Source organism: Vallitalea longa, assembly GCF_027923465.1.
GTDB lineage: Bacteria > Bacillota > Clostridia > Lachnospirales > Vallitaleaceae > Vallitalea > Vallitalea longa.
On the sequence record NZ_BRLB01000001.1, the window covers coordinates 1356182 to 1376485 of the forward strand.

The following is a 20304-nucleotide window of genomic DNA, read 5'->3' on the forward strand; positions in this document are numbered from 1 at the left end:
AATATAGTTTTTACATCTTTCTCGCCTTGATAACAAAAGTTACAGGAAGCATTTTTGCCTTTTGTGCAAAATCACTGTCATTGGATTTTAGAATTTCATCATCTGATTGTTCAATCATTTGTTCTATAACAAATCCTACTTTAGCTAGAGCATTCACATAAGTTGATAGTTTACGATCTGATAGAGATAATACACCTCCATCAATTGATACAGAATACCAAGATTCATCAAAGTAATTTTTTTTGAATTCAAGCATATCATTTTCAGATGTAACACATTTATGTATGGGATGAGACCAACTAAAAATAAACACACCATCTTTTTTTAGATAAGAGGCAATCCTGCAAAAAGTGCCCTCAAGGTCAGTTGTCCAGCCTATTCCATATACCGAATAGACAAAATCAAAATAATTCTGTGGTATTCCACATTCCTCTTCCATAGGGGAACAAATCAATTTTGCTGCAATATCGCATGATGCCAAATGCTGCTTCGCCTTTTCAATCTGTTCTATTGATATATCTATGCCCCATAATTCAGATGCTTTGCGTTCTCCTATATACTGCAAGGAACGACCTGTTCCACAACATATCTCTAGTACTTTTTTCCCTTTTACATCACCAAAGAGTTGGCACTTTTCTTCTGAAACAAATGCACCATATAACGGAAGCGCAGTTGTACCTATAACATTGTTCCCTTTGAAATTCCAGAAAAACTCGTTTGTCTTATGGACAATAGTCTTGTCCATCTTAACCGAAACAGCGTAGCCAACCTCACCACTGCCAATGATATTTGTCCTTACATTAGAATCTTTCTTCACAGCAACACCCTCCATTAAAACTAATTTGAAGTTTAGGCGTGGAAAAGGATTAAGCGTTACCCCCTTGTCCCGAGCCAAAGATGGTGCTATCCCATGCATATGGCTAAATGCTCTAGAAAAAGCTGCGTGGGACTTATATCCATAACGCAGTGCAATGTCAATAATCTTCTCTCCATTCTGGATATCCATAGCTGCCACAGTCAATCGCCTACGGCGAATGTATTCAGATAATGGAATCTGAACAAGAAAGGAAAACATTCTACGGAACTCCCATTCAGAGCAATTCATAAATTGAGCCGCTAAGTAATAATCAATCTTGTTGGAAAGATTGTTTTCTATGTATTCCATAGCTTGGTTCATGCGATTCTGCCAATCCATAACCTCACCTCCTGTAAGAATTATATCAAAGAATTTTAAGATATTCTTTGCAATTGGTGTATTGAAATGTATAGCATATTATTTTTAATTAATATTTTTAATAAATTATCCATAATCTAAGTAAGAATTACTGCTAAAAATAGAATTCTATATCTTGCCATATCTTAGTCCATATAATAGAATTATTAGATAACCATAAAGAATTAGAGGGTAAATTAATGAAAGAAATTTGAATTAAGAATTTAGTTCTAGGATTAGTAAGTGATTAATCGAATTCTCTCATCATGAATTTCATTTCATTAATCTTTGAAAGACATTCTATTAATTCTTTTTTAGGTACATCTATTGAAAGATTATCAAGGTATACATTGAGTTTTTCCTTGTCACCACTCTCATAAATATCAATAATCTCTTCCATCATAGAATCATCCAGGCTTGAGAAAAATAACTCTATGGCTTCATTATATTCTTCTTTCATTTTTACAAATCCTTTCTATACAATATTGCTAAGCAACATGTTTTTTAGTTTTCTCATTAACAACAAATATAGCCCAGAAATATACAAAACAACATTCATATATAGTACGTTATTATAATTACTGATCACATCATTTTTTACGAAATATATAAGTTGTGAAAAATCCTCTCTCATCTTCATTCTCAATATACTTGAGTAATTCAAATGATTCTTTTATACCTTCAAAATCCTCTGGTTGAATTAAATCACATTCTCTAATTTTATTATCAACCTTGTGTTTATACCCGAACCCACAAACAAATAAAACACCTTTATCTGATAAATTATTTTTAATATTATAAATCTGTTGCTTTGCTAATCTATAATGATTGATTACTATATTATCATATATACCCATATCATCTAATGAATCAGGTTTCATTAAGTCTGCCTGTTTTACCTCTATGAAATACTTATTTGTCTTAGCAAATCTTTTCAATCGTTCAAGGGCTTTATCACTAAAATCAACTCCCGTTACTTTAAAACCGTTCTGCAAAAGAAATAACGAATTTCTACCATCTCCACAAGCCACATCAAGAACCGAACCATTTTTAAGATACTTTATATTTTCCACTAGTGACTTTTCAGGGTTTAATGGTATATCATTTCTTTGTTCAAATTTATTATTCCAGTAATATCTATCACCCATATATTCCATTTTAATATTCTCCTTATCTAATCTGTTAAAAAATGCAATAATTTAGTAAAACCATTAATTTGATTTTGTAATTATGTTTCTGTTATACTTTGCTAAAGTAACGTAAAATATTTTTATTTATGATACACTTCACTGTATCAGTCGCAACTAGTATTTTTTTAAAGATTTAGTTTATTATGTTAGATTAATCTATTTTAAAATAATATCAAATTTACAATGACTCGCTCCATCAGCAATAGTGGCTCCAACCTCTCTTTTAAATACTATACGATTTGGCAAGTAAGTATTAAAAATAAGATTATCCACAGAGCACATAATAGTAGTTAATTCAGACATTTCAATTTCAGAAAAGAATTCAAAAAACATGCATTTTGTCACTTTAAAACAATACTTCTTATCGGTTAGCTCAGTTATCACCATCTTATTATTTTTCGTCATACCTTCAGCCTGAGTCTTTTGCTGATATTTTACTAAATTATCAAAATTCCTTTCAGCTTCTACGAACCTAAAATTAGCCTGCATCACAGCTGCCGCTGATGTCAAAAATGTAGCTCGTGTAACTTCATAAGCTATATTTTTATCCAGTTTACATTGTAGCCTTTTGTATAAATGAGCCATAAAAGCAGCCGTTTTCAAAAAGTCCAATGGATATCGGTGCTTGAATTTTTTCATGAATTTGGGATAGGAAAACAAAGTACCCACCATGAATAGGGTAGGTCTTTTTATGTACCCTTTCAGAACACCATATACAATGAATGGTATCATTGGTTTTGCAACTTTTTCAGTATCATACATATGAATCACTCCTTTATATATATGATACTATGGGTCATAATATCTGGCTTCTATAAATCTGCTATTATTTATGTTGTCCTTTTTATCAAAGTGAGAAATACTCTTTTGCATTACTCATTGACATCCCCATCATTTTTTTATTTACATCTGCAAGATGTGAACTGCTATAGAATCCAGCCAACTGAGCTGTATCTGTAATATTAAAACCTGAAGCCAAATAATAATAAGCCTTTCGTAGTTTAACAAGTAGCATATAACTTTTTAGGGGTACTCCTATTTCTTCCTTAAATAGATGAGAAAGGTAACTAGATGATAGCTGTATGCTTTTTGCTATTGCCTCCACTGATTCATTATTAATTTGTGATTCATCCAGTAATTGTATCACCTGCTTAATACGTTCATCGTACATATTATATTCCCAGTGTTGTATTAATAATTCATTAAAAAAACTAGTTTCATAGCGATTATAATTCAACTCATTTGGTTGCTCTAAAAACTTAACAATTTCTTCATCTAGATTATCAAGAGGTACCGAACATGCAGACTGCCCTCTTAAGTATTTTCTTTTTAACTCTTCTGCAATCAGTGATGTTTCATCAAAAAGCATAAATAAATCAACCTTAGAAAATGCCTTTAATTCATGGGTTCTGTTACTTGCCACCAGAATATATTTCCCTGTAATTGTCTCGTTCTCAATTTTCATATCAAGGGCATGATCCTTCTTTATAAAGAGCTGAAGCATATAATGTTTATGTGGATTTGCTTCTATATTCTTGGGAAAGACAGTTATATAGCCATTTTTCCAATAAACTCTTTTCACACTATCACCTCTTTTAGTTGGATAACTTAACTATTTACAGACAAGTCGTATTACTTATGATACGGTTCACCAGCATTTATCCGAAAGCTCCTATAAACCTGCTCTAATAATATAACCCTCATTAATTGGTGAGGAAAAGTTAACGAAGAAAAACTAAGTTGGTAGTTTGCTCTTTTCAAAACATTCTCACATAATCCTATTGAACCACCAATAATAAAAGTTACATTGCTTTTGCCCTCTAGACCTAAAGTGTGTATTTTTTTAGCTAGATTTTCAGATGTCAATGTCTCTCCTTTTATCTCTAATGCAATTACATAGGAATTATCTTTTATATATCTTAATATTTTTTGTCCTTCTTTTTTCTTTATTAATATTTCCTGGGTAATAGATATCTTATCTGGGGTTTTCTCATCTGTAACTTCTATTATATCCAATTTACAGTATCTACCTAATCTCTTACTGTATTCATCTACAGCCATTTTTAGATATTTTTCTTTTAATTTTCCCACACTAATTATTGTAATTTTCATCACATCATCCATTCTGCCATTTTATTATATTTTTAAAGCAAAAATGGACTTATAAGTAAGTCCATTTTTGTTACTGCAATACGTTCTATTAATTAACCACTTTCAACATTGACTTATCCGGTTTATCTGAGATGCGGAACATTTCAGCACCCAGATCAATGAATTTCTGTTCTATATGTTCATAACCTCTATCAATATATTCAATATTCGATAATACAGTTTCTCCTTTTGCACCTAATGCTGCTAATATAAGTCCTGCTCCTGCTCTAAGGTCTGGTGCTGCGACTTCTGCTCCTGTTAATTGTTTGACTCCTTCAATAACAGCAGTATTGCCTTCAACTTTTATATTAGCTCCCATCCTATTCAACTCATCTGTATAAGAGAATCTGCTTTCGAAAATACTCTCAGTCATTATACTTGTACCAGATGTTTTAGATAATAAGGCAGTCATTTGTGGTTGCATATCCGTAGGGAAACCTGGGTATGGCAATGTTTTTACATGTATATTTTTCAATTGTCCATTAGCTATAACACGAATTGACTCATCATATTCTTCTATAACAGCACCCATTTCACTAAGTTTGGCTGATATAGCTTCCATATGCTTTGGTATTATGTTATTAACTGTTACATCTCCACCAGTTATGGCACCGGCGATCATATATGTTCCAGCTTCAATTTGGTCTGGTATTATCATATATTCGGTTCCATGTAGTTTCTTTACTCCATTTATCTTAATTATATCAGTACCTGCACCTTTTATTTTAGCACCCATACTATTTAAAAAGTTAGCAACATCTACTATATGAGGTTCTTTAGCTGCATTTTCAATAACTGTTGTACCCTCAGCCAAAACAGCTGCAAGCATAATATTAATAGTTGCTCCTACACTAACAAGGTCTAAAAATACATTATTTCCGACTAATCTCTCTGCAGAAGCTTCAATCATTCCATGCTTAACTTCCACGGTTGCTCCTAATGCTTCAAAACCTTTTATATGCTGGTCAATAGGTCTACTACCAATGTTACAACCACCTGGTAATGCCACTTCTGCTTCTCTGTATTTACCAAGTAATGCTCCTAATAGATAATAGGATGCTCTTATTTTCTTAATATAATCATAATCAACCTTTACATTATGAATATTTCTAGTATCTACTTTAATCTTATGTTCATCTATATAATCTACACGTACACCTAGTTGTTCCATTGATTGCAATAAAATCTTAGTGTCTCTAACACATGGTACATTCTCAATAATACAAACATCATCTGCTAAAATTGCAGCGGATAAAATTGCAAGAGCTGCATTTTTTGCACCACTAATAAAAACTTGCCCCGTTAACCTTCTATTGCCTCTTATCACTAGTTGTTCCACTTTTACACCTCTCTTAAGTAAACTTGCCCAACAATGGGTTGTAAAATGTTTTTTTTAATAATTATAATTTTATTTCAGAAATTGTCTAATCTAGTTTAATTTGCGTAATTTGCTTTGACCAAAATAAATTATAGCACACTTTACTAATTTTGTAAAAGTAGTAATTGGATACCTTTAATTTTCATAATCTTCTTGACCAAATTCACTTTTTCTGTAAGATATGTTTTTATTAGTGTAGGCGTTTATATAATGAACCTCGTTATTACCAAGCCTTATCCTATAACATGGTTCGGCTTTAATGATATCTTCTTCACTGGTTATATCTTCTTCTGATACATAATAGCCAATGTCGATTCCCATAATTCTTATTAGTTCATTACTATCCTTTTCTCTGATACTATGCATAAATTGATACAAAACTTCATCGACAGGGTATATTTCTTTACTTTCACCTTTAAATCTAATAGGCTCATAATCATTTAGAACAATACCATTGATTTTACCATCCTCATAGAAAATTAAACTAGCTGAATTGTTAAATATAGTTTGCCCTTTAAAAGAATCATTATACTCTAATTGAAAATATTTATTATCATCATCTGGTTGGCTACAGGTCAATACTAAATTATTATCAGTGGTAAGTTTTTTTATAAGTTCGCTACCAATATCTTCTATATCTGATTTATTGAAATTTTCTTTTACCTGCTTATCATAATCATTAGTATAATATATAAAACCTTCTTTTGTTCCTTTACATATTGTAAGCGTTTCATTCTTATAGCTATATTGCTGTTTCAAACCTTTAAATGTAACTTTCACATCACCAAATATTTGTTTTCTGATTTTATTTTCATCTATATTCCTTAGTTTTACCTCCATTACTTCCATAGGTCTGAATTCAGGTAATAAACAGTACACGCACATGTTATTTTCCCCTAACACTTCTCTTAGTAGTACTTCTTTTTCAGAAGTCAGAGTATAATCCTCTTTGCTTTCATGTTCATAGAGACCATACAAAATTATGTTAGCCACTAAAAACAATATAATAAAAATATTAAGTATTCTACCAAAATTCATGTTTACACCTACTTTTTATAGATAATAACTACTATTATTATAAATTACCCATAATAACTATAAGTTCTATAAATCACTATTGAAAATAATATTATTATCAGTGATAATAGTCCATTCCAATTTCATATTCATTTCATTATACTCGATTTTATAACCTAGATACATATCTTCTATACTTTTCTCATCTGGATATTTGTTTAACATCTTATCTATCACACTAATATAATCAACATTAATCTGTTCTGGCGGTTTAATGTAATCGTCCAATTCCAATATCATTCTTTTATAATTAATAACTTGACCATCCATAACAGTTATCTCCATAGGATATTTCATATCTAAACTAATTAGATAACTCTTAGGTATATTGATATTTACATCATTATATTTATATGAAAAATAAAATGTTGTCATATTTTCATTCTTGTTTTCACTATAATCACTTAATGAGTATTCTTGCTTATTGATTATTTTATCTTTTTCATTAATAAATTTCTCAGCTACATAATAAGAATCTATAACAGAAAGGTCTTTTCTGTTTTGGATATCATTATTAATATATTCCACAATACCCTTAGTGTCATAATAAACGAAGACACTTTCATCTGTATACGTAATTTTACCTGTATCCTGTTTATTAGTTAATTTCCATTTTATGTTGTTTTTAAAGAAACCGTTGACGTAATCTTCCAACTGGGCACTATCCAAATTGTCATCAACAAAAAAAGGTGTTTTCAAATACACTTCATCCGTATATAACAAATCTTTCTCTGGTAAAAGAACATTATTATCGAACAATTTAATATGTAGATTTTTCGTTGATATGAAAGCTGGTAGTACCTGTTTACTTTCATTATCATTAATTAATGTAACTAAATTTTGATTGCTCTTTTCTATATCACGTCTTTTAATCTTCAATGCTCTTATATTATCATAATAATTGTCATTTATGAAATACGCATACACATATTTATCCATCATAGCTGGTGCTATAACGATTTCATTAAACTTATCAATCTCATTTTCAAAATCTAGATTCTTAATATTAAGATCTTTAGCTAATAGATCAGATTCTATCACGAATGGGTATTTCAACAATACATTGGTCTTATCCCAGATTGTCTCTTGAGAAATTTCTTTATCTACAATCTCTCCATTTGATATGATCGCTTTCAGAAAATCTATTGAGTTACTAAAAATATCTTGAAATTGGGTATTAGTTTTCTTTATTAGAACATATTCTTGTTGAGGAATATATGTAGCCATTATATCTGGCTTAATGAAATAATACCCCTCTTCCTCTTTTTCTTCTTCTTTATAACTATTATAGTTTATTATATCAGAAAAAAGGTTAAGGTCCGACAAATCATCAAACCATAACCTTGTTGTCTGATATAAACTAAGTACAATCAGTACTGTTAATATAATTGTTTTTAGTATATTATTTTTCATGGTAATCAACCCATTAATCTATGATTTATTATTCACTAACTTGGCTCAGCCAAATTTAATAGATTGAATGTATTTTCATCTATTATTTCTTCATCTATCTCTGTCTCTTCTTGTTGATTTGTGGAATCCTCACCATCAAATTTAATTTCTATGTTTTCAAGAATTTCTTTTGTTTCTTCTTTCTTTCTATTAACCATATATATGTTATATTCTACTTCACTATCTTTTTTGACAGCTATACATATATAATTGATACCAATAGTATTCAAATGAATCTTTTCATTATATATTCCAGAAGGTCCAATGGTCTGATAATCCGATTGGTAAGTAATATTAAGATTTCCTTCATCACCCCAACCATCATATACCATTATACCAACAAGAGTATCTTCTTCTCCGTTACCTTTAATATTATGTGTAGATTCAAATGTCGGCTTCGCATCAATGAATCTAGATTGTAATTTCAAACCTTCATCATTATTATCTTTTTCCTCAAAACCTTTACTAAGATAGAGATACGTAAAAGAATTGATATCTCTTTTTTTGATACTTGACTCATTTTCTGAACCAATATACATATCACTCATATCATTGATATCTGAGTTATTGTGAGGTTCATAATAAATAAAATACCTTTCGTCTATGGAAAATACCTCAAAAAAGCTTTTGACGATACCATCTTCAGTTTCTGTATTCTCTAAGTTTTCTACGCCATCTAGAGAATCAAGCCCATCAGCTTTAGGAGCCGCACATGCAATTATAGGCATACATACAATAATGAATGCACTGATTATCAATATTTTAATTGATCTTACTAATGATTTAAACATATGCTTAACCTCTTTCTAAACTTCTTCTTATATTAATTATATCTCAAATCAACTAATTTTATTAAAGTTTATCCTATATAATAAGTTAAAGGACATTAAAAAATAAACTTTCCTATAATACTATATATGCCAAATAATATTTATTGCAACTAACTATATAGGTACAACACAGTTATTTTCTAATACAATTATACTAGATAAATATTACATTATTATTACAACCAGTTAACTATTACATAACAATATACTAATTAAGTACTATGCTTCATACGGAAAGTATAGATAAAAACAAGTGCCCACACCTACTTCGCTGGTAACATTAATATGTCCCCCATGACAATCCATAATCTCTTTTGCTATAGCAAGTCCAAGTCCAGTACCTCCCATGGCTCTTGATCTGGCTTTATCTACACGATAAAATCTATCAAATATTCTAGTTAAATCTTCATTAGGTATACCCATTCCAGTATCTTCTATCATTACCACAACATAACTACTTTCTTCATATACATTGATAGTTATGGAATCTCCTTCATTACTATACTTTACGGCATTAGATATTATATTTTTAATTACCTGTTCAATTCTATTAGCATCACCTATTATTTTGTAATCATTATCAGTTTTGTTATATACCATTTCCTGCTGTTTTTTCTTAGCATGTATCTGAAACTTACTTATACTGCTTTCTACTATATGTGATAAATTAATACACTGCATAGAAAATTTGGTTTGTTTATTATCCAGTCTGGACAATTCTAGTAGGTCTTGGACTAATGCAGTCATCCTGTCACTTTCATAGTTAATGACATTAAGGAAATCCAAAGCAATCTGTCTATCATCGACAGCTCCATTAAGTAACGTCTCTGCATAACTTTTAATAGTTGTAAGAGGAGTCCTTAACTCATGAGAAACATTGGCAACGAACTCTTTTTGCATTTCTTCTAGCTTCTTATGTTTTGTTATATCTTGGATAACACATATACTACCCATAATATTCTTGTTTTGGTCCAAATAAGGCGCGAAACACAAGTTGACATACTTTTCCTTGATTCTTATGATATGTTGCCTTATTCCCCCCTTTATATTCATTAGAAGCCTCTCATAGGTTGTATCTAAATACTGTCCAAATATTTCTATAAAAGAATTTTTATCAGCTAGTCCAATTAATTTTCTTGTTGCAGGATTGCTATGTATCAACAATCCATTAGTATCAAATACCAATATACCATCAGTCATATGTGCGAAAACAGTCTCCAACTTATTTTTTTCACTGGAGATTTCAGTTAAATTATGATTAAGTTCTGTAGCCATGATATTAAAATTCTTAGTCAATTCTCCTATTTCATCCGTAGATAACACTTCAATGGGATTATCTAAATCTCCCTCTGACATATCCCTCGCTTTATTAGACAATGCTATTATTGGTTTTGTCAAAAAGTTGGAAAACATGAAACCAAAAACAATGGATAACACTATAGCAAATAAAATAGCTAAAAGAATAATTCTAACAGTACTGTATAGATTAATCTTAACTTGCTCTGAAGGAGCTAATATGTATATGACTGCAACAACTTCATTTTCAACTTTTATCGGACTTGCATAACCTATGTATTCTTTTTTATCATCTTTGTTTCTTCCATACACTTTATCAAATTTTTGTATACTTGTATCTTGGATAGCTGCCATAACCATAGGTGTAAGATATGCATCTTTATTTCCCTGTTTATCAGCAAAAATCACTTTTCCATCAGTATCAAGAAGATAAAGTTTCCTTTCACTGTCTCTGTATCCGCCTATAGCATCTTCCCATTTTCTAATGGCTTCTTCTTTGGTACTGTTTTCTCCTATTGCTTCCATACTGGTAGATATAGATTTCTTAAGACCCGTTTCTATCTCTTTATACGCATTATTACTGATACGCATGACAATCATGGTTCCACAAGCAATCATAACAATTAACACGAGAAGTACATATATAGTGACCATTCTCCATTTTAAGCTTTTCATTATCATCTCTCACCTAAATCTTGGACTACCCTTTAAAATAGTATCCAATTCCCCTTTTTGTCAATATAAACTTAGGTTTGCTTGGAACTTCTTCTATTTTTTCTCTAAGTCTTCTTATAGTTACATCTACTGTTCTTACATCACCATAATATTCATATCCCCATACTTTTTCAAGTAATTGCTCTCTTGTAAATATCTGTTCTTTTCTGGTTGCCAAGAACTTAAGAAGTTCATATTCTCTTACTGTAAGAGCTATAGGTTTATTATCTATCTTAACTTCATAACGATCTATGTTAATACTCATATTTTCAAAATCCATTATATGTATGTCTTTCGTATCTTTAGCATCTAATACAGTTCTTCTGAGATTAGCTTTTACCCTAGCCATCAATTCTCTAATGCTAAAAGGTTTTGTAACGAAATCATCTGCACCAAGTTCAAGCCCCAACACTTTATCAACTTCTTCTGCTCTAGCTGTAAGCATTATTATTGGTGTATCGTATTTATTCCTAATGATCTTACATACTTGAAGCCCATCAACTTTTGGCATCATAATATCAAGTAAAACCAGATCCGGTTTCTCTTTCTCGAATATCTGTAATCCTTCTTCCCCGTTAAAAGCTGTTATAACATTATAACCCTCTCTCTGAAGATTAAATTTCAAAATATCAACGATAGCTTTTTCATCATCTACAACAAGTATTTTCGACATGTATACTCTCCTCTCAATCATCCCTCTATAATTGAATATAATAATTAATTACTTAACTTTCCCTCTTCAATATCCTATATTTTTTGTTCTGTAAACCAAACCTATAACCCTTTATTTACCTACATTAAATTAAAGGTAGGGAAGTTAAGTCACTTATATATATTATTCTACCAAATAAAGGCTATTATGTAAATAAACCTTTTACCCTTTAGATAAGAAAAATGCTACTCCTCGTCTTTCCTTTTAGAATTAAAAAAACTCACCTTAAATAATACTTAATTTAAGGTGAGTCCATTTTAATTTTTTAGTCAAGATATTTTATTGGATTAGCAGCAACATTGTTGAATCTGATCTCGAAGTGTACATGTGGTCCACTACTATTACCAGTGCTTCCAAGTTTAGCTATCTCTTGATATTGAGAAACTTTCTGACCTTTCTTCACAACAACTCTACTGCAATGAGCATATCGTGTTAAAACACCGTTTCCATGGTCGATATCAACTGTATAACCATATGTTGAACTCTTCCATCCTGCAAACACAACTGTTCCACCATCCGAAGCTCTTATGCTTGCTCCTATAGGTAATCCACCAAGATCTAGACCATGATGGAATTTTCCACGTCTATAACCAAATGGTGATGTTACTATAGAACCGACAACAGGATATACGAAATTTCCTGTTGAACCTTTTGAAGGGAATGGCTTGATACCCACTTCTATAACTTTTGATTTAGGTTCTTTTATAACTTTTTCTTCTAAGATATTTCTTGATTTTTCATATCCATTAACTTTTGTTACTACAGCGGTTACTTGCATTTCACCATCTGTACCATATTCTAGGACAGTAGTAGTTCCTGTGTATTTATTCTTATTCTCAACTTTTTCAACTGTATATTGAATAGGCTTCGTATATACTATTTTCTCTTCACAAGCCACTGATAATTCTGGCTCTGGAACAGTAACAATAATTTCCTGACCTATTTTTATGAATTTCTGCTTTTCTATACCTGGGTTGATTTTCATCAAGTCAGTAAGCTTCATATCATTTTTTTGTGCTATTTCTGATAAAGTATCACCTTTAGCAACGGTATATACTTTTTCTTCTTCATTCTCTTTAGTAATAAGTTCAGTAGCAACAGTAACATCAGCTATATCTTCTTTATCTACAAACCCTTTGACTATCTGTATATCCTCTGCAAAAGATATACCAACTGTCTCAATAGGTGTTTCTGCATCTTTATTGTCATCTGAATCAAGATTATTATCTTCTGCAACATCAGCAACTGTTCTTAATGCTCTTTCTTCATCAAAGTTTTCATTTTTAACTATCACTGGCATTCTTACTGATGCTGTATAAGGTACTCTCACTAGATTGATATCATAACCTTCTACTTGAGCAACATACATACTCTGAGCATTTTTCAATACTTCCTTAACATCGTCTTCATCTTTTAATGCTACTTGAAAATCATCACCTATTTTAAGGAAATAGCCTTTTACCTGAAATGATTCTTTATCTTCAGCTAAAGCACTTCTTAGATTATCAAGTAATGTTTCTTTGGTAGTTATATCTTCTTTTTCAGCATATTCAAGATAATATTTGAGTTCCTTACCAACCTTCATATGCTCCCCATTTTCGTCTTTTATCTCTGCTTTCGCTACACGATATACTTCATCAGCAACAGATTTATCTATGACAATACCCATACTTTTCCCATCATATACTACGTTATATGAGTTAGCTGTGGCTATTGCATTAGTATCAATTTTATTAGAAATAAATACATTACCTATTGTAAAGAATATCAATAATGAGCAAAAAATCAATATTATTTCTTTTCTATACTTCAATAATATATGTTCTTTATATTTTGGCGCTCCATTCATAAATACTTCCTCCAAGTAATACTTTTTAAATCATCCTGTAATACTTCTGTAATAATTGTAACTTAATTGTACCAAACAAATTATAAATTGTAAAGTATTTTATTTAATTTTAGCAAATTTATTATAAAATAACATAACTAATTAACTTTATTTACTTAACACTTATATTAAATTTTTTGTAATATTATCACCATACCTTTCCATTTTTAGTAACTCATAACCTATATTTTTCCCATTAAATCATGGTTTTAATACATTTCAATTAAATCCATTATAGGCACTACTTATAAGTTTTGGTAAATTTTTCACGTTGATATTTTAATTTTTGTCTTATACAATTGTTAATGTAATGGTTAATTTACATAATCTACATACTAACCAATCCATGATTGCATATGTAAATATCTATGTAATCACAATATAAGTTGATACATATTGAAATGACACGGCACTGTCATTTTCTGCATTTTTTCACAACTTATAACAAACTAAAGACAGATGAACTACTCTATTGGTACTATAGAGATTGTTCAAGATACTAACGAATTAATTTAATAAGGAGGAAAAAAAATGAAAAAAGCAATGAGAAAAGTTATGGCATTTGCACTTGCTGCATTCATGCTATTTTCAACTGTTCCTAGTTTTGCCGCACCAACAGTTTCAGATCAAGCAAAACTAGACAAACTGGAAGAACTTAATGTTATTAAAGGTGAGGGTCATGGTATAGACGGTACTAAGACTATGACTAGATATCGTTCAGTCGTAATGTTACTTAGACTTATGGGTCTTGAAGATGATATGTTAGCATTCGATTATGAAGGTAAAGACACATTTACTGATGCAGAAGGTCAAAATGGTTACCAAGCAAGATTAATGGCTTACGTAAAAGCTCATCCAGAATTAAATATTGTTGGATATCCTGATGGAACTTTCAGACCTTACCAAGAAATCAACTCTCAAGAATATGCAAAAATCTTACTTATGGTTTTAAGTTACGACGACCCAGAAGATTACACTTGGGAAACTGTAGCAGAAAAATCTGAAGAAATCGGATTAGTTGATTCAGCAAGTGACATTAATTTAACTGATGAATTTAAAGTATTGAAACTTGGAGTTCTTACATATGATGCATTAACTCTTGTATCTAAAGGTGATAACATTACATTAGGCGAAAGACTTAATGTTCCTATCGTCATTACTAAATTAGATATCAACTCAGTATCATCATTAAATTCAACAACTCAAGAAGTATCTCTTAATAAAGCTATTTCATTAGTTCCATCTACTGATTCATTTGATATAGTTGATGAAGATGGTGAAAGTTTCGACGTGTTAAGTGCTTCATTAAGAACTAATGATACAATCGTTAGACTTGCAACTGAAGAATTAGAAGAAAATCACCTATATACTCTTACTTATAATGGTGAATCATACAAATTCGTTGCAAAAGCTGCTGATAGCGAAAAACCTGAATTATTATCAGCTGTTGCTTTAACTAACACTTCTGTACAATTGAACTTCAGTGAAGAAGTAGACGTTAACGCTATTGATGCATCAAATTATAGCATAAACGATTTAGACGTAGTAAGTGCTGCATACGATGTTGATGCAGATGATAACTCAATCAAAACTGTAGTTATATTAAAAACTTCATCTCAAAAACAAGGTACTATTTATGAAGTAGAAGTTTCTAACGTAACTGATTTATCAGGTAATAAAATAGATAGTGATAATGATAGTTTCCAATTTGGTGGTCTTCCAAAGGATGAAACTGCTCCTCAATTAGTTTCTGCTGTAGCATTATCTAATACAACAGTAAAATTATCATTCGACGAAGAAATGGATAAAGCTTCTGTTGAAAACATTGCTAACTATGAAATCGAAGGTCTTAATGTATTAAAAGCAGAAAGACAAACAGAGAAAAACCAAGTTTTATTAACAACTACATCACAATCTGTAGGAACTATCCACGAAGTTGTAGTTAAAAATGTTAAAGATGTTTCTGGTAACGTAATAGATTCTGATTATGATGAATTCTTATTTGCTGGTCTTCCAAAAGATGAAACAGATCCAAAATTAAATTATGCTTACAGCTTAACTAATACATCTGTTAAATTAATCTTTGATGAAGAAGTAGATAAAGTAACAGCTGAAAACATTGCTAACTATGAAATCGAAGGTTTAGACATATTAAAAGCAGAAAAGCAAACTTCAGGTGACGAAGTAGTATTAACTACATCTGTACATGAAGAAGGACATTTATATGAAGTTACTGTATCTAATATTACTGATCTAACTGGTAATAAAATTGACTCAGATTATGATTCTAGATCATTTGCAGGATTAGATGAAGATACTACTGAACCTCAAGTAGTTGGCGCTATTGCAGTTGATAATAAAACTGTTAAAGTAACTTTTGATAAGCCAATGGATGAAATAAGTGCTAGCATACCTTACAACTACTACTTTGGTGAAGATTTAGGTTACCCAACAAAAGTTGTAAAAGATACTGTAGAAACTGACGGTTCAGTATGGGTATTAACAACTGGTACTCAATCTTCAGAAATATATACTGTAGAAGTTAGAGACGTAAAAGATCTAAGTGGAAATGTTATAAATGAAGATTATGATGAAGCAGAATTCGCTGGTATTGGTACAGCTGATGGAACTGCTCCAAAATTAAGCTCAGCAGTTGCTATCAATAACAACACTGTAGTAGTTAAATTTAATGAAAAAATTGATGAAGATACTGTAGATCCTTCAGACTTCACATTTACTGTTGAAACAGGTGAAGAAGATGAGAATAATCCTAATCACATTGCAGACGCTGTTTATCCATTCGCAGCAGATGTTAATGATGACAAGAAAACTGTAACTCTTCAATTCAACGAAGCTACTATGTCATCTGGTGTTATCTATAGAGTAACAGCTTCTGAAATTAATGATACTACAGGTAATGAAATTGTAAAAGGTACTAACGACTCAGCATTATTTGCAGGAACAACAACAGAAAATGAAGCTCCAAGAGTAAAATCTGCTGTATTACTTAACAACCAAACCTTAAAAGTTTCATTCACTGAAGCAATCAGCGTAATTAGTGAACTTGATAAGACTGACTTTGATATTACTCCTTCTGATGATGACGAAGAATTTGATGGAAAAGTTAACAAAGTTATCGTAAGTGAAGATAAGAAATATGTAACTATATATTACACTGACGCTAATTTTGAATCAGGTAATCTATATACTGTAACAGTTGTAGCTGACAAAATCAAAGATGCTCTTGGTATTGATTCTCTAGATACAACTGATGAAAGAAATGAAGCTCTATTTGGTGGAATCAACAGTAGTGTAACTAGTCCTAAGATCTTAGGTGTAGTATCTGTTGATGAAAATACAATTGATATAAGATTCGATCAAGTTATTAACTCATTATTAGATTCTGCTAATGAAGATGATATCGTTATAAAACAAAACGGTAAAGTAGTAGACGCAGAAGATAAATTAGTAAGAGCTGAAGGAACAAACGGTAATACACTAAGAGTATTCTTTAATGAAACTCCATTCAACAGCAGACTTGTATATACTGTTGAAGTAGATGCAAGTAAAATAAGCAATAACAACGGATTAGTAATGGATTCAGATGATAACTCAGCTCAATTCGCTTCAATAACAAAAGAAAACAAAGATCCAGAATTAGCAAGTGCAGTAGCTATCTCTAACACTCAAACAAAAGTTACTTTTTCTGAAATTGTAACAGGCGTTAAGACTGGTAGAAAATCTAAAGTATTCGCTCTTACTGGAGTAGATGTTACTAACGTTAAAGCTCTAGAAGATGGTAAATCATTTATAATAACACATAAAAAAACTACTACAGGCAACATGGTAACAGTTTCAATCAAAGACGGTTCATCTATAAAAGATGAAGCTGGAGTTGGAACTGTAAATACTGATAAAACTGTAAAATTTGTTTCTAAATAAATTCTACAATAAATATTTATGGGCTATGTCATCTAGGTTATTTTTACCTAGATGATAAGCCCATTTTTTTGCTATTAATGATACTTATACTAGTATTTTACTCATTACCGTTCTTAACAGCACAGCTTTTATCTTCAGTATTTTCTGTTACATTATTACCGTAATCAATTAATTCCTTAAAAACAACTTTATATTCTTTTTCCATATCTAAAGTATCGAACTTCAATGTTATAGTAGTTGGATTTATATAGTTAGCACCTAGTGGTATTTTACTATACTCCATCCCATTTTCTGTGTATACTAATGTATAATTAGTAGTAAGTATATTATTAATGTCAAAAGCTACTTCCTTATTAAAACTTAATTTTATAGTATTATCACCTATATATGTTGCTTCTTTTATACTTAGTTTAATATCTTTTGATGCAGTATGTTTAAATTGTTTTGTTAAGTCATATGATTGAGTATTACCTAATGTATCTTTCAATGATATTATTGTAAAATCATATCTATGTGATTTTGTAAGCTTCTTATCATCTGGTAGGTATAACTTAAACATGTTAGCATTTTTCTTTTTATCATAATATACAGCTGTTGGTGTTGCCAAGTATGAATAGTCACTAACACCTTCTATAATATAATTATCTACTGACTCAGTATATTTTTGATCTAAAGGTTCACTTACATATACAGCTATAGTATTATTATCAAGCGATACTACCGCATCAATTTCAATATCATCTGAATTATAGTAGCCTCCGATAAAAGAAAATTCTTTTAATGTTATAGAAAACTGCATTGTTACATCAGACATATTGTTAATTAATAATTTATATTTTTCTTTATATATAATACTTGAATTAGTTGTTAATCTAACTGCTTTTCCTGCTCTACTTCCTTCATTTACAACTTCTGCTTTAGTTATTTTAATAGGATTATTATCTTCATCTGTTACATAATACATAAATACTTGGTTTGCAATTAATGGATTAACCTCTTTATTAAAGTTAACTTGTACTGTATGATTATTTATTGGGGTACAATTATCAACTGTAAATACTTCATTATTCTCAACTGAAGACTTAAATTTAATTTTATCTCCTTTTCCATCATTCAGTTTCACCCCATACAAACTAGATAATCTTCCGTCTACATCAAGTTGAATATATGATTCTGATTCAAATGTATAACTCTTTAGATAAATAGAAATGCCATTATTACATGTATTTAATTTGCTTATAAGCATGTTATTATTGGTACCTTCAATAATCTCATTACCATTTTGTGAAACGGAATAAAAAGCTGATTGTAACGCATTTTCATTAATAGGATGTGTAAAATATAAATATATAACATTATTACTTATAGCTTCAACTTTACTTATTCTAAAGAAATCTGATTTTACCTCGTCTTCTCTATGACCCATAAAAATCTCACTAAAAGAGTCTGAAGCATTACCTTTAGTATCTACAATTCTATCTAATAGAACAGTATATTCTTCATCCATTTTTTGATTATCAGATGTTTTTATAATATATGTATTAGTAGTCTCTTCATTACTTATATCCTCTATAGATAGCATATTTGCTGTATTATCAGTCTCATATATTAAAATATTTTCTTCTGTAAATGGAAGAATTTTTTCATTGAAGGTTAATTTTAGTATATTAGAACCTGTTGTTTCAACCTTAGTAATTTCTGTTTTTATCTCATCATTTATTAATTTAAGATCTTCTGCTTCATCTTTTTCAATATAATTGTTATCAATAAAATTCTGTATTATTTTTATTTTAGTCTTATTATTTTTTAACTCTAATGCTGTATATAATATACTAGCTACTTTTCCTCTAGTATAATTTGTATCTTCTTTATATTCATTACTATAATATTTGTTATCTTCTAATAATCCTATACCATATGCTTTTTTAAAAACTTCATCCCATGTAAAATCTTTATTATATTTATATCCTAATGCCCCTAAAACTAATTTAATAAAAGCTTTTTCTCCTAATTTTTCATCAGGTTTAAAAGTATGTGTATCATATCCGTCGATAATGTCATTTTCTGTACAATAACCAACATAAGGCGCATACCACATATCCTCCGGAACATCTGAAAATTTAGTTCTGCAATATCTAATTTTGTTATCTTTTACTTCTTCTTCTTCACATAATAATCTAACTATAAAAGCAGCAGCTTCACTTCTAGATAATTTGCTATCTAAGTCTAAACTAACACCATTACCCTTTAAAATATTTAACTGTGATAAAACTTGGATTTCGTTGCTATCCATTGTCTTGGCATTAATGCTATCAACATTAACCGTTATTATTACTAAAACTAATAAACTTAAAAATATATTTTTTATTGGCTTCATTTTCTTATCAATTCCCTTCATTAATTATTAATACCATATATAAATAAAAAAGATTTTTGGTATATATGATAAATATAAATACTC

General features: G+C 30.2%; 15 protein-coding genes. 1 reads left to right on the forward strand and 14 read right to left on the reverse strand.

Annotated elements, in window-relative coordinates:
• Positions 1-10: 10 nt before the first annotated feature.
• The 13 genes from QMG30_RS05820 to QMG30_RS05880 form a co-directional block, all read right to left on the reverse strand.
• Positions 11-1195 carry a helix-turn-helix domain-containing protein gene (locus QMG30_RS05820; RefSeq protein ID WP_281813212.1) on the reverse strand — a complete coding sequence of 395 codons (1185 nt, stop codon included), beginning with the start codon at positions 1193-1195 and terminating at the stop codon, positions 11-13.
• A 265-nt stretch (positions 1196-1460) separates the two neighbouring features.
• Entirely contained in the window at positions 1461-1673 is a 213-nt protein-coding gene (locus tag QMG30_RS05825; RefSeq protein ID WP_281813215.1) for a hypothetical protein, read from the reverse strand.
• A gap of 130 nt (positions 1674-1803) precedes the next feature.
• Positions 1804-2370 carry a class I SAM-dependent methyltransferase gene (locus QMG30_RS05830; RefSeq protein WP_281813216.1) on the reverse strand — a complete coding sequence of 189 codons (567 nt, stop codon included), beginning with the start codon at positions 2368-2370 and terminating at the stop codon, positions 1804-1806.
• Positions 2371-2559: 189 nt separating this feature from the next.
• Positions 2560-3165 (reverse strand): L-2-amino-thiazoline-4-carboxylic acid hydrolase, encoded by a 606-nt coding sequence (locus QMG30_RS05835; protein WP_281813220.1) that lies wholly within the window; start codon positions 3163-3165, stop codon positions 2560-2562.
• An 85-nt stretch (positions 3166-3250) separates the two neighbouring features.
• Positions 3251-3985: a helix-turn-helix transcriptional regulator gene (locus tag QMG30_RS05840; protein ID WP_281813222.1), complete on the reverse strand. Its 735-nt coding sequence runs from the start codon at positions 3983-3985 to the stop codon at positions 3251-3253.
• Between the two features lie 50 nt (positions 3986-4035).
• A complete protein-coding gene (rlmH, locus tag QMG30_RS05845; RefSeq protein ID WP_281813224.1) occupies positions 4036-4515 on the reverse strand; it encodes a 23S rRNA (pseudouridine(1915)-N(3))-methyltransferase RlmH in 480 nt (159 codons plus the stop codon).
• Between the two features lie 88 nt (positions 4516-4603).
• A complete protein-coding gene (gene murA, locus QMG30_RS05850; protein ID WP_281813226.1) occupies positions 4604-5893 on the reverse strand; it encodes a UDP-N-acetylglucosamine 1-carboxyvinyltransferase in 1290 nt (429 codons plus the stop codon).
• 174 nt (positions 5894-6067) lie between these two features.
• Positions 6068-6970 carry a two-component system regulatory protein YycI gene (locus QMG30_RS05855; RefSeq protein ID WP_281813228.1) on the reverse strand — a complete coding sequence of 301 codons (903 nt, stop codon included), beginning with the start codon at positions 6968-6970 and terminating at the stop codon, positions 6068-6070.
• 66 nt (positions 6971-7036) lie between these two features.
• The gene (locus tag QMG30_RS05860) at positions 7037-8422 is read right to left on the reverse strand and encodes a hypothetical protein (RefSeq protein WP_281813230.1); all 1386 of its coding nucleotides are present in this window, start codon (positions 8420-8422) and stop codon (positions 7037-7039) included.
• Positions 8423-8457: 35 nt separating this feature from the next.
• Positions 8458-9252 (reverse strand): hypothetical protein, encoded by a 795-nt coding sequence (locus QMG30_RS05865; RefSeq protein ID WP_281813232.1) that lies wholly within the window; start codon positions 9250-9252, stop codon positions 8458-8460.
• A gap of 258 nt (positions 9253-9510) precedes the next feature.
• Entirely contained in the window at positions 9511-11262 is a 1752-nt protein-coding gene (locus QMG30_RS05870) for an ATP-binding protein (protein ID WP_281813235.1), read from the reverse strand.
• 25 nt (positions 11263-11287) lie between these two features.
• Positions 11288-11974 (reverse strand): response regulator, encoded by a 687-nt coding sequence (locus QMG30_RS05875; RefSeq protein WP_281813237.1) that lies wholly within the window; start codon positions 11972-11974, stop codon positions 11288-11290.
• Between the two features lie 304 nt (positions 11975-12278).
• Positions 12279-13862, reverse strand: a complete 1584-nt coding sequence (locus QMG30_RS05880; protein WP_281813240.1) for a M23 family metallopeptidase — start codon at positions 13860-13862, stop codon at positions 12279-12281.
• Positions 13863-14432: 570 nt separating this feature from the next.
• Here QMG30_RS05880 and QMG30_RS05885 point away from each other — a divergent pair.
• Positions 14433-17843, forward strand: a complete 3411-nt coding sequence (locus QMG30_RS05885) for an Ig-like domain-containing domain (protein ID WP_281813242.1) — start codon at positions 14433-14435, stop codon at positions 17841-17843.
• Between the two features lie 97 nt (positions 17844-17940).
• Here the strand turns inward: QMG30_RS05885 and QMG30_RS05890 are convergent, their stop codons facing one another.
• Positions 17941-20220: an S-layer homology domain-containing protein gene (locus QMG30_RS05890; protein ID WP_281813244.1), complete on the reverse strand. Its 2280-nt coding sequence runs from the start codon at positions 20218-20220 to the stop codon at positions 17941-17943.
• Between the last annotated feature and the right edge of the window lie 84 nt (positions 20221-20304).

What these genes read in the sequence shown, in the direction of transcription:
- QMG30_RS05885 (WP_281813242.1), top strand. Translation starts at nt 14,433, where the DNA reads ATGAAAAAAGCAATGAGAAAAGTTATGGCATTTGCACTTGCTGCATTC.
- QMG30_RS05830 (WP_281813216.1), bottom strand. Translation starts at nt 2,370, where the DNA reads ATGGAATATATGGGTGATAGATATTACTGGAATAATAAATTTGAACAA.
- QMG30_RS05835 (WP_281813220.1), bottom strand. Translation starts at nt 3,165, where the DNA reads ATGTATGATACTGAAAAAGTTGCAAAACCAATGATACCATTCATTGTA.
- QMG30_RS05875 (WP_281813237.1), bottom strand. Translation starts at nt 11,974, where the DNA reads ATGTCGAAAATACTTGTTGTAGATGATGAAAAAGCTATCGTTGATATT.
- QMG30_RS05865 (WP_281813232.1), bottom strand. Translation starts at nt 9,252, where the DNA reads ATGTTTAAATCATTAGTAAGATCAATTAAAATATTGATAATCAGTGCA.
- QMG30_RS05890 (WP_281813244.1), bottom strand. Translation starts at nt 20,220, where the DNA reads ATGAAGCCAATAAAAAATATATTTTTAAGTTTATTAGTTTTAGTAATA.
- QMG30_RS05880 (WP_281813240.1), bottom strand. Translation starts at nt 13,862, where the DNA reads ATGAATGGAGCGCCAAAATATAAAGAACATATATTATTGAAGTATAGA.
- QMG30_RS05860 (WP_281813230.1), bottom strand. Translation starts at nt 8,422, where the DNA reads ATGAAAAATAATATACTAAAAACAATTATATTAACAGTACTGATTGTA.
- rlmH (WP_281813224.1), bottom strand. Translation starts at nt 4,515, where the DNA reads ATGAAAATTACAATAATTAGTGTGGGAAAATTAAAAGAAAAATATCTA.
- QMG30_RS05820 (WP_281813212.1), bottom strand. Translation starts at nt 1,195, where the DNA reads ATGGATTGGCAGAATCGCATGAACCAAGCTATGGAATACATAGAAAAC.
- QMG30_RS05825 (WP_281813215.1), bottom strand. Translation starts at nt 1,673, where the DNA reads ATGAAAGAAGAATATAATGAAGCCATAGAGTTATTTTTCTCAAGCCTG.
- QMG30_RS05870 (WP_281813235.1), bottom strand. Translation starts at nt 11,262, where the DNA reads ATGAAAAGCTTAAAATGGAGAATGGTCACTATATATGTACTTCTCGTG.
- QMG30_RS05855 (WP_281813228.1), bottom strand. Translation starts at nt 6,970, where the DNA reads ATGAATTTTGGTAGAATACTTAATATTTTTATTATATTGTTTTTAGTG.